Below are 11,262 nucleotides of genomic sequence, written 5' to 3'. Positions count from 1 at the left end.
ACGCAGAAATTGTAACTTTTGTAACCTAGCCCCGGTCGAAGCGCATTCCCGAAAACCAGATGGAGAATTGCAGATTTGAATGTTGCACCGCAATGCCAATTTTTCAGGCAAGTATCGGGAATGCTGCAGCATACACCTTTGTCATGGCACAAAAATTGTCTTAACTGTACGCGCCCGTCCGGGCGAACAGATTAGCCGCCCCATGGCGGGGAGTGCGCGGGTCATAGTGTCTGAAGTTCAAAAGCCGAGAGTTCTGGTTATCGCGGAAGCCGCCAACCCCGAATGGGTAAGCGTGCCTCTGGTGGGGTGGTCGCTGGCGACTGCGCTGCGGGAAGTTGCGGATGTGCACATCGTAACCCAGATACGAAACCGTGAAGCCATATTGCGCGCAGGCCTGGTGGAGGGCATCGATTTCACGGCCGTGGATTCCGAGGCCCTGGCACGCCCGATGTGGAAGCTTGGCGACCTTCTGAAGATGGGCAAGGGCAAGGGCTGGACAATGCTGCAGGCCGTCAGCGCTCTCAGCTATCCGTATTTCGAACACCTCATCTGGAAGAAATTCGGAGCAGATATCCGGGCAGGGAAATTTGACATCGTCCACCGGGTGACACCGTTGAGCCCGACGATACAGAGCCCGATTGCCAAAAAATGCAGGCAGGCAGGGGTACCTTTCGTTATCGGCCCGCTCAATGGCGGAGTACCGTGGCCAAAAGCCTTCGACGCGGAGCGAAGACGGGAGCGAGAATGGCTCTCCTATCTCAGAAGCGCATACAAGATGCTTCCGGGGCGCAGTGCCACCCTTTCGGCAGCGGCGATCATCGTCGGTTCCCGGCATACCGGCAGCGAGATCCCGGATCAGCATCAGAACCGCTGCGTCTACATTCCCGAGAACGCAATCGAACCGGCGCGCTTCTCCTGCCGGGCGTCATACGATGGCGGCAGGCTGAGGGCGTGTTTCATCGGGCGGATGGTGCCCTACAAGGGACCGGACATGCTGCTGGAGGCAGCGCGCCCCCTGCTGGCTGAAGGCCTGCTGGAGATCGACATGATCGGCGATGGACCGCTGTTGCCGGCGCTGAAGGCACAGGTTGAGAAGCAGGGCACTCAGGATGCCGTGCGTTTCCACGGCTGGCTGGCGCATGAGACAGTGCAGGACGTCGCCGCCGGCTGCCACATCCTGTCCTTCCCCTCCATCCGCGAATTCGGCGGAGGTGTGGTGCTGGAAGCGATGGCGCTGGGACTGGTTCCGGTTGTCGTTGATTATGCCGGCCCGGGTGAATTGGTGTCCGCAGGCGAGACGGGACTGAAAGTGCCGCTGGGCGGGCGCGCGGAGATCATCGCCGGTTTCGAAGCGACATTGCGGGAAATTGTCGAGGGCAGGCACGATCTCGTCGCCATGGGGGAGGCCGGACGCGCGCGGATCGCGACACATTTCACCTGGTCGGCCAAGGCGGGGCAAGTTGCCGAAGTCTATGACTGGGTACTCGGGCGGCGCGACGACAGACCTTCACCCTTCTGAGACTACCTCTTTGCTGATCACGCGGGCGGGAATGCCGACCACGGTGGCGCCGGCCGGAACGTCCGAGGTAACGACGGCATTGGCCCCGACACGGGCATGATCGCCGATGGTCAGCGGCCCGATGATCTTGGCCCCGGCGCCAATATCCACATGACCACCGATCGTTACCGGCCCGGCGAAGGTTACCTGATGGAATATGAGACAGTTTGGTCCGATGACCGAGTCGGGGTGCAGGATGATGCCTGTCGGATGCGTCAACCTCAGGCCACCCTCGATGCGGGTGTTGAGATGTATTTCCGACTGCGTCACCAGAGACCAGAACCAGTGGATCAGCACCCAGTAGCGCCGCATCAACGGCGCGACCGGGTTGGAGGAGGCGCGCCATGCCTGATACTTTCTGAGGGATCGCAGCAGCTTGCGGCCCGGATCCCAGAAGCGTTCCACTCGCTCGCGAGTCCAATCCGGTTTATCTGCAGATATTGCTAAGTGATTCTCCATCAAAGACACCTCGCAACTCTGGGATGTATTAAGAAAAAACTAATACCGCATAGACAAAACGACTTGTTCGATGTGGTTGTTTTTTGCTCTTCAGAATGCGGCAAGATTGCGGAACCCCCCGGAAATTGTGGCAAAACTGCACATTTTGAGCAAATACCAGCATAAATCTGCCTAAAACAAGCCTCAGGGTTTAGTATATTGACTATAGGGGTAGGCGCTGTCTCTTTGCGGTTAACCTTTGCTTAGTTGATGAGGGATTATGTAGATGGTTGTGCTCGGATTGTCGCCCGAGTTTTCAGTTCGTAAACGTTGGAAGGCGGTTGGCATGTAAAAGGTTTGCCTTTTGGTTGCTCGCCTGGCTGCCCGATTGTGATTACAAGGCGTCGCCGTCCGGTTGCGTCTTTCCGGTAAATCCCTGACCTGAACATTGGTCCCCCGTACCCCCGGGATCATTCGAACTGCCACGAGGAGCCCCCGCCTTGACAGAGATCAGAAACTTCATTTTCGGAAACAGCCTAATCAACCATGTTTCCGGCAGCCATCAGACAACCGTGCCATACTGGCTCGACGCACTTGCGGACACCGCAGGCCATTCCTACAGCGTCGACGGCCAATTCGGAAACCTTCTCTCACACCTCGGAACGAATCCTATACCGAACTGGTGGTTCGGTGACGGTGTAGAAGGCTCCTGGAATTCTTCCTTTGCCAACAGCGACTACACCAACGTGATGATCACGACGGCCAACTACATCCAGTATCAGGGGCCGGACGAACAGTACTATGGCAATTCGCACACTCCCATTTCAGCAACGCTGGAACTGGTGGATATGGTGCACGCCCGTGAACCGAACGCCGTGGTCGACATCTATGTCGGCTGGCCGGACATGGCGGGCGTCTTCCCGAACTTCCCGCCGAGCGATGCGCAGTTCGATACCTATAACCAACTGACGATGACCACTTATATGGAGTGGTACGACGAATATTACGCAGCGCTTCAGGCAGCGCGCCCCGGCGTGACCATGAACCTGATGCCGGTCGGTCCTGCGATGGCGCATCTGTTCACGACTGTCCTCAGTGATGTGTCGGCTGCCGATCTCTACGAAGACAATGCCCCGCACGGAACGGAAACTCTGTATTTCCTGGCCAGCCTCGCAACATATGCCTTCATGTATGATGAGTTGCCCCCGGCAGACTTCCAGATCCCCAACAATATTCTGCCGTCCGTGCGCGCTGCCTACTCCGATATCCTGACGGAGCTTGCAGACTTCACGGGTATCGATCCGGCCGAGGTCGAAGGCGGATCCGATGGGGATTCCAGCGGCGGCGGTGTGGACGTCGAACCAGAAGTCAACGTCGTGGACGGCGATGACCGCAACAACAACATTGTCGGCACCGACGGAATGGATGCGATTTCCGGACTTGGCGGCAACGACACCATCCAAGCCGGCGACGGGAACGACACGATCGATGCCGGTGCGGGCAATGACTCCGTCTGGGGAGACCAGGGCGCGGACAACATCCACGGCGGAGACGGAAGCGATTTCCTCTCCGGCGGCCGCGGCAACGATGTTGTCGAAGGCAATAGCGGCGACGACTGGATCAACGGCAACTACGGCAACGACATCCTGAACGGCGGCGGCGGTAACGACACGATCAATGCCGGCGCAGGACGCGACACGATCTACGCAGGCAATGGCGATGACCGCGTCCGCGGTGGCAACGGACGGGATACGGTGTATCTTGGCGCGGGCCACGACCGGTTCACCGACAACGGCCAGACCGGTGAAAATGCTGTGGATACCGTTTATGGCGGTGATGGCGACGATGCGATCCACGGCGGCGGCGGCGATGACCGCTTCTACGGAGAAGGCGGCAACGATCGCATCTTCGGCGGCTCTGGCAATGACCAGATCCGTGGCGGTGCGGGCGACGATTCCCTGCACGGCCGAGAGGGTGCCGACACAATCTTTGGCGGCAATGGTCACGACTTCATCAATGCCGGCTCCGGAAACGACACCGTCGAGGGCGGCAACGGCCGCGACCGTGTGCGCCTTGGTGGCGGGGACGACCGCTTCGTCGACAACGATCAGGCGGGCTTTCAGGGCTCGGACACTGTCAGCGGCGGTGCGGGCAACGATACGATCCTCGGCGGCGGTGGCAATGATCGCCTCTTCGGCGGAAGCGGTGCCGACACCATCAATGGCGGTCTCGAAAACGACCATATCTCCGGTGGCGAAGGTGCCGACACGCTGAACGGCGGCTGGGGCGATGATTTCATCAATGGTGCCCAGGGTGCGGATATCATCAATGCAGGTGGTGGCGATGACCACGTATTCGGTGGTCTCGGTGCCGATGTGGTGGACCTGGGCGACGGCAACGACATCTTCCAGGACAGCGCGGAGCAAGGTGCCAGCGGCGCTGACACCGTTTATGGCGGTGCCGGAAACGACATCATCAATGGCGGCGGCGGACAGGATAGCCTGCACGGCGGCGATGGCGATGACGAGGTCCGCGGCGGCGTAGGCAACGACGACATCACCGGTGGTGCCGGCAACGATGTCCTGCACGGCGGCGCTGGCGATGACTCCATCGACGGCGGCGGTGGTGCCGACACCATCTTCGGCGGTACCGGCAACGACACGGTCTCGGGCGGTAACGGACGTGATACCGTCGACCTCGGGGCAGGCAATGACGTCTACACCGACACGGCGCAGGGCGATTTCCACGGTGAAGACACCATCAGCGGCGGTGCCGGCAACGACCGTATCAACGGCGGTGGTGGCAATGACACGATCAACGGCGACAACGGCAGCGATACGCTGTTCGGCGGCGCGGGTGACGACACCATTCATGGCGGCGCAGGCGTTGACGTGCTCAACGGCGGCACCGGTGCGGATATCCTGACAGGCGGCGAAGGTGCTGACACGTTCGTTTACACCTCCGTCGGACAGTCCAATTTCGCCGGCGGGATCGACACGATCACCGATTTCACCCGCGGCACTGATATCATCGATCTCAGCGGCATCGACGCTAACACGAGTGTCGCCGGCAACCAGGCTTTCGGTTTCATCGGCGGGTTGGACTTCACCGGCACGGCCGGCGAGCTGAGGTTCGCCAACGGTCAGCTGCTTGGTGATGTTGATGGCGACGGAAACTCCGATTTCTCGATCAACCTGACGGGTGTCGGCAACCTTTCTGGCGCCAACCTGGAACTCGGCGTCGACGAAGAGCCCACAGACGGTGAAGGCGGTGGTGGCGGCGGTGATCCCGTGATCCTTCCGAACGACAATGGGCAGCCTGCGCCGGAGCAAGATACCTTTGGCGAGAGCAACCCGTCGCTTGGCATGGGGCTCGAAGGTATCGCGGACTGGTCCTCACAGGCTCCGTTCATCGATGTGATGAAGTTCGCGCGTCCCTGGATCGGCCATGTCGGCGACCAGTGGGGTGGCTACGGCCACGACCGGCTGGAAGAGAACGGCTTCCTGGACGAAAATGGCTGGCCGACCGATATCCCGGCGGGCGTGAGCTCGATCCAGGCCGTCGTGATGGCTGACCTTCCGGAAGAATCTGCCAGCCTTGCCGGGCGTTATCGCCTGACATGGGAAGGCGAGGGTGACGTGGAAGTCATCGGCGGCCGGATCAGCAACATCACGCGGTCCAACGGCGAAATCTGGTTCGATTTCGAGCCGGGCGGTTCGGGAACGGTGATTTCGATCTCCAGCACCGATCCGAACAACAACGGCAACTACATCCGCGACATCGAGCTGGTCCACGAGGACAACATCGAGGCGCACGAGGCCGGGGCGATCTTCAACCCCGACTGGATCGACCTGATCGAGGATTTGCGCTCCGTTCGTTTCATGGACTGGATGCAGACCAACAACAGCCCACAGGTGGACTGGTCGGACCGCCCGACACCGGACAACTACACATACTTCGACGGCGGTGTGCCGGTGGAGATAATGGTGCAGTTGGCCAACCAGATCGGTGCGGACCCGTGGTTCAACATGCCTCATCAGGCGAACGACGAGTACATGCGCGAGTTCGCGGAGTACGTGCGCGACAACCTCGATCCGGAGCTCCGGGCTTACGTGGAATACTCCAACGAGGTCTGGAACTACGGGTTCGAACAAGCCCACTGGGCGGCGGAGCAGGCAACTGCCCGTTGGGGCAACGCGGCCAACGACGGCGGATGGATGCAGTTCTATGGCGCACGCGCCGCAGAAATGGCCATCATCTGGGACGATGTCTTCGGCAACCAGGCAGATGATCGCGTCATCAACGTGATCGGCACGCACACAGGTTGGCCCGGGCTCGAACAGTACATGTTCAACTCCGAACTCTGGGTTCGGGAGACAGGCAACGATGCGCCCTACACATACTTCGATGCATATGCCGTCACCGGCTATTTCGGCATCGAACTCGGCAACAGCCGGGCGGGCGAAGTGCTTGGATGGATCGAGGATAGCCGCAACGCGGCGATCGCCGATGCCAATGCGCAGGGTCTGACAGGTTCAGCCCGCACCCGCTACATCGAAGAGCATCAGTATGATCAGGCATCCGCGATCGCGGCCGAAGATCTGCGCACCGGGTCTCTGGCCGAACTCATCGGCGAGACCTATGCCTACCAGTCCGCCGCAGCGACGGCGGCCGGTCTGGAAATGGTGATGTACGAGGGTGGGACTCATGTCGTCGGTGTCGGCGGCAACGTCAACAACGCAGAACTCGCCGCGTTCTTCAACCACTTCAACTACACGCCGGAGATGGCCGAGCTTTACGAGATCCTTCTCGAAGGCTGGCAGGCGGCAGGCGGCGGCCTCTTCAACGCCTTCGTCGATGTCTCCGATCCCAGCCAGTACGGCTCCTGGGGCGCGCTGCGCTATCTGGAAGACGACAACCCGCGCTGGGACGTGCTCAACGACTTCAACAACAATGTTGCAGCATGGTGGGAAGACCGTTCGGCCGATACCTTCGATCAGGGCGTCTTCATCAACGGCACCGACGGTAATGATGCCATCGGTGGCACGGCGGAGGAAGATATCCTGCTCGGCGGGCGCGGCAATGACGTCCTTTCCGGATACGGCGGCGAGGACAGGTTGCATGGCGGTATGGGCAACGATACGGCCTGGCTCATCGGCAGCTATGAGGACTACACCTTCACGTCGGATAACGGCACTGTCATCGCGACGCACAGTTCGGGCCGCACGTTCCTGACAGATATCGAGAACGTGGTGTTCGAGGAGAATCCGGACGTGGCCTACGCTGCCAACTCCCTCTTCTGAGCGCACACATAGACATCAGGGCCCCGCATTCTGCGGGGCCTTTTTTTATGCCTGATCGCGTGGCGACGACATTTCTCACAAAATCACTCAACAAACCTTTGACCGCACCCACCCTCAACCCACATAAATTCCTAGAACGCGATAGGGGAGTGACGAATGCGAACGGGTGTAAGACGGTTTCTGAAGGCTATGTGTACCTGTTCGCTGATCCTGCTGCCGATGTCGGCCACCGCCAAGGACGTGCGAAATTACATCTACGGCCACAGCCTGATAAACCACGTCTCGGACACGCCCGAAACCACTGTACCTTACTGGCTGGCACAACTTGCTCGGGCAGCAGGCAATACCTACGCGATGGAAGGCCAGTTTCACGGCCATGGCTTCATGCAACACGTACCGCCCTACAACCAATGGGGCCTGCCCGGCGTGCAGCGGGCGGATCGAGGTTCCTTCGCGTCTTCCGGTTACACCCACGCGATGGTGACGGCTCTGAACTACGCCCAGTACAAACCTCCAACCGAACCGTATGACGGCGACAACCCGCGCGGCATCTCGCCGGTGTCAGACATTATTGAAGCGGTTGACTGGTTCAATCAGCAACAGCCCGGCATTGCCGTGCAGATCTACGTGAACTGGCCGGACATGGCGGGTACGGTCGGAAGCTTCCCCCCCTCTGCACAAGGGTTTGCCAAGTACAATTCCGTTACCGTCGGCAGCTTCAATGACTGGTTCGAGGCACTCTATTCCGGTGTCAGGAACGCGCGACCAGATGCAAATGTCTCGCTGATTCCGGCCGGTCCGGTGATGGCGAACCTTTTTACCGGGCTGCTCAAGGACGTTCCGGTGACAGACCTCTACGAGGATGATGCACCCCACGGCAAGCCGACGCTTTATTTCCTCGCCAGCCTTGTCACCTACGTCCATCTCTACGGCGAACGCCCGCCGCAGAACTTCGCAATTCCCGCCTCAGTCAACGCCAAGGTTCGCGCCCGCTATCCAGATATTCGTGAGGCCGTCTGGCAGATGCGGGACAAACGCACCATCGCCGCGCTGCCCGAAGCAAGCGAGCCGGAGACGGACTTCGCGGATGCCGTGAACGGTCTGCCAGTCATGGAATTCGCCGGGCCCGGTTACAAGGCGGAGATCTTTCCGCTTGCATCGCCTGCCACACAGCTTGCGGACGTTGATTTCAGTGGCAGGCCTGCATTCACCACTGTCGTGGACAGGTTGGCCTGGCAGGACTTTACCCGTCCGGCCTTCGATGGCGACAGTACGGTTCCTCACGCCCTGCGGTTCGTTGCGCCATTGGAGGTCCGGAAGGGCGGCGACTACGTTTTTTTTTGACATCGGGTGAAGCGGCGGCCTTCAAGCTCGACGGAAAGACGATCCTGACCGCGGTGCGCGGTACGGAGCAGACCCCGATTTCAGTGGACGATGGCCTGCACGAAATTGAAATCCGGCAAATTAATAGTGCACCGGCGCAGACATTGACCCTGGAATGGTCAGGGCCGGACACGGACGGCCAGCGAAAGGTGCTGGACGGCACGATACTGGACGGCCAGGCCTTTCTGCCGGAGATGCCGACCGAAATCCCGGAGCCAGAATATGAGGAGGAGGTGCAGGTTGCACAGGCCATGCCACCACCGGCGCCGGAAATCGTGTGGCCCGAGGTGAAACACGCCACGCCCTCGCTTGGCATGGGGCTCGAAGGCCTGGCCGACTGGTCGGCGCAGATGCCATTCATCGACCTGATGAAATTCGCGCGCCCGTGGACTGGCCATGTCGGCGAACAGTGGGGAGGGTACGATCATGATGCCCTGCGCGCAGACGGCTTCATGGATCAGTCCGGCTGGTTGAAGGCAATCCCCGAAAACGTCAGTTCGGTTCAGACGGTGGTTTTGACGTCGTTGCCGGAAGAATCGACAAACCTGATCGGCCGCTACCGCCTGACTTGGGAGGGCGAGGGCGACATCGAGGTGCTGGGGGCAAACATCAGTGGCATCTCTCCCCGCCCCAACGCCATCTGGTTCCGTTTCACCCCCGGCGATGGCGGGGTTGCCATTTCGATCACACGGACAAACCCGGAAAACTACATCCGCAACCTCCGTCTGGTGCACGAAAGCAATATCGAGGCAATGGAAGCCGGTGTCCTGTTCAACCCGGACTGGATCGAAAAGATCGAAGACCTTCGGTCGATTCGTTTCATGGACTGGATGCAGACAAACAACAGCGCTGTTACCGGTTGGGCGGAACGTCCGTCACTTGACCGCTATACCTATACTGACAGCGGCGTACCGGTGGAGATCATGATCGCCCTGGCAAACCAGATCGGGGCCGATCCGTGGTTCAACATGCCGCATCAGGCAGACGACGAATACGTCCGCCGGTTCGCGGAGTATGTGCGCGACCATCTGGACCCCGAACTCCGCAGTTACGTCGAATATTCCAACGAGATGTGGAACTACTCCTTCCAGCAGACGCATTGGGCCGCCGCGCAGGCCGAGACCCGCTGGGGAGCGGAGGCGGCCAACGACGGCGGCTGGATGCAGTTCTACGGCGGACGGGCTGCAGAGGTGGCGATGATCTGGGATGACGTCTATGGGCCAGAAGCGGAGGCGCGGGTCATCAACGTCATCGCCACTCATACCGGTTGGCCAGGGTTGGAAAACTACTTCCTTGACGCGCCACTTTGGACAACCGAGACGGGCCGCGACCGGCCGGCAACCTATTTCGATGCCTATGCCGTCACCGGATATTTTGGCATCGAACTCGGATTGGACCGGGTGGAAGAGGTATTGGGCTGGATCGATGACAGTCACGCGGCCGCCGAAGCCGAGGCGGAGGCCAAAGATCTTTCCGACGCCGCCCGTGCAGCTTTTGTTTCCGAACATCGCTACGATCAGGCCAGCAAGGTAACCGCCGATGCCCTGCGGGCTGGCTCCCTTGGTGAGTTGATCCGCGACACCCTGCCCTATCATGCTGCCGCTGCTACCGCCGCCGGACTGCAGATGGTGATGTATGAAGGTGGAACCCATATCGTCGGCGTCGGCGAGGCCGTCCAGAACGAGGCTTTGACCGAATATTTCAACCACTTCAATTATACACCGGAGATGGCGGCGCTTTACTCGGAATTGCTCGACGGCTGGAAAGCGGCCGGGGGAACGCTGTTCAACGCATTCGTCGATGTTTCGGACCCGAGCCCGTGGGGTTCCTGGGGATCTTTGAGGCATCTGGAGGATGAGAACCCGCGATGGGATACCCTGCAGCGCTTTAACGAGTCCGAACCGGCATGGTGGGAGGACCGCCTGCCGGAAGCGTTTGATCAGGGTGTCCATCTGCGTGGAACTGAACAGAACGATATGTTGAAAGGCACCTACGAGGAGGATGTACTGCTCGGTGGCCCCGGAGATGATACGCTGATGGCAAGTGGCGGCGCGGACCATCTTCACGGCGGCGCCGGCGAAGACGTCGCGATCCTTACTGGCTCCCGTCAGGATTACGAGTTCAGGCGAGAGGGCCCTGCCCTCCTCGCTTCCCGGAACAGCGTGACGACCTGGCTCGTCGCCATAGAGACGGTGGTTTTCTCCGACAAGCCGGATGAGAGAATCCGTCTGGATACCATCGTGAGGTAGTGAGTCGCCGATTGCACACCTACTGGTTGAAAAAAAATCACTTCGCGGAATTTATTCACTTGCCGCCTTCAGAATGTGATCAGGAATTTTCCGCATTTCCTACGCAATCGAGCCGGAATCACCCCGCCGTCGACAAATCCAGTCAACCGAATATTTTCATTCGTTAGCGAATTGGAACTGATTTCCCTTTGAAACGTTGATTGGTGCAATGCGGAAACGATGCTGCGCTGCAAAACGGGCAGTTGATCACCGCAAAGGCAGTGAATTTGGGAAAGTCTGCGAAATGTCACATTTCAAACAGGAACCATGCATTATTTGTGCAGTATGGTTT

At 59.7% G+C, this 11,262-nt stretch carries 5 protein-coding genes; 4 read left to right on the top strand and 1 reads right to left on the bottom strand.

Annotated features, from left to right (window positions below; translation table 11 throughout):
• The first annotated feature begins 226 nt into the window (after positions 1-226).
• Positions 227-1,519, top strand: a complete 1,293-nt coding sequence (locus tag GO499_RS02290) for a glycosyltransferase family 4 protein (protein WP_284154867.1) — start codon at positions 227-229, stop codon at positions 1,517-1,519.
• Here the strand turns inward: GO499_RS02290 and GO499_RS02285 are convergent.
• Positions 1,508-1,963, bottom strand: coding sequence for a serine O-acetyltransferase (locus GO499_RS02285; protein WP_284154866.1), 456 nt, complete (start codon positions 1,961-1,963; stop codon positions 1,508-1,510). The two genes, GO499_RS02290 and GO499_RS02285, sit on opposite strands and share 12 nt — an antisense overlap.
• A 533-nt stretch (positions 1,964-2,496) precedes the next feature.
• Here GO499_RS02285 and GO499_RS02280 point away from each other — a divergent pair.
• The 3 genes from GO499_RS02280 (at position 2,497) to GO499_RS02270 (ending at position 10,931) form a co-directional block, all read left to right on the top strand.
• On the top strand, positions 2,497-7,299 hold the full coding sequence (locus GO499_RS02280) for a calcium-binding protein (protein ID WP_161860664.1): 4,803 nt from the start codon (positions 2,497-2,499) through the stop codon (positions 7,297-7,299).
• Positions 7,300-7,455: 156 nt separating this feature from the next.
• The gene (locus tag GO499_RS02275; protein WP_161860663.1) at positions 7,456-8,643 is read left to right on the top strand and encodes a hypothetical protein; all 1,188 of its coding nucleotides are present in this window, start codon (positions 7,456-7,458) and stop codon (positions 8,641-8,643) included.
• Positions 8,640-10,931 carry a calcium-binding protein gene (locus tag GO499_RS02270; RefSeq protein ID WP_161860662.1) on the top strand — a complete coding sequence of 764 codons (2,292 nt, stop codon included), beginning with the start codon at positions 8,640-8,642 and terminating at the stop codon, positions 10,929-10,931. The genes GO499_RS02275 and GO499_RS02270 overlap by 4 nt, the downstream gene beginning before the upstream one ends.
• Positions 10,932-11,262: the final 331 nt, after the last annotated feature.

Origin of the sequence: Algicella marina, from assembly GCF_009931615.1 — a bacterium.
Lineage (GTDB): Bacteria > Pseudomonadota > Alphaproteobacteria > Rhodobacterales > Rhodobacteraceae > Algicella > Algicella marina.
Note: the sequence above shows the minus strand (reverse complement) of the source record. Positions and strands in the feature narration are given on the sequence as shown.